The sequence below is a fragment of the Mycobacterium sp. KBS0706 genome (genome assembly GCF_005938675.2).
In the GTDB taxonomy this organism is placed as follows: domain Bacteria; phylum Pseudomonadota; class Alphaproteobacteria; order DSM-16000; family Inquilinaceae; genus Inquilinus.
In genome coordinates, this window is the sequence record NZ_VCCH02000315.1 from 1 (window position 1) to 793 (window position 793).

At 62.5% G+C, this 793-nt stretch carries 1 protein-coding gene and 1 pseudogene; both read left to right on the forward strand.

Annotated elements, in window-relative coordinates:
- Positions 1-331 (forward strand): hypothetical protein (locus tag FFK22_RS44260; RefSeq protein ID WP_221939316.1); only part of this gene is annotated, 331 nt, incomplete at its 5' end.
- A 51-nt stretch (positions 332-382) separates the two neighbouring features.
- Positions 383-793, forward strand: a pseudogene (locus FFK22_RS42030) (hypothetical protein); the annotation flags it as partial.

Sequence of the window (793 nt, forward strand, 5' to 3'; positions counted from 1 at the left end):
TGCGGTCGTCGGCGGTCGCCGTGTGGCCGGGCTCAACGTTTCTCGGTCGGACCCTGACCGCTTCGCTGAGACCGGATCGGCGGCTGCAACGGTAAATTTACCCGTCGTTACCTGTGCAAGCGCCGCTGCCGCCCGCATGCTGGCGACGGAAATCGAAGCGCGTGCCTGGTCTCACGCCGTCTTGAAAGCTGATTGGCGATGGCCTCGGGGCAAGTTCCCGTCGATGTGGCTCGGGACGGCGGGGCGCACCACGTGCCGCGCCGTCGACGTCGGCGCCGCCGCGGCGACACCCGTGGTGTTCGCTCCGGCCTGGGGTGCGGGCAGGTCGTGAAGGCTGCGTGCAGATCACTTGACGCTGCCCATGATCGGCTGACGAGCAACCGTGCTTAAGGAAGGCATTTGGGCCGCCGCATTCTTGACGTCGGCATTCACGATTGTTCGGGAATTGAACATGACAATGCGCCTCCGAAAAATTGTTGTCATCTCCGCATTGGTCGCCAGCGGTTGTTCGGGCCCTCGTGTCGTCGTCGAGGACGTGAACCCGCTCTACTCGCGAACGGAATTCTTTGCCGCCGCGGACGGGCGAGATCTACGAACCATAGTTCTGGGCAATCCATTCGGAGTCTCCGCCTTCGATGGTGCAGTCACGGGCATTATGACGAGCACGCCGGTCGGGCCGAAGACCCGCTTTACGACCAATCCTGGCCCTTCTGCGAACCGGGATTATTCCGTTGCTGTTGCCTTCAATCCCTCTCCCGACGTCCTGGCGGTGAATCTCTGCAATGTTCAGTCG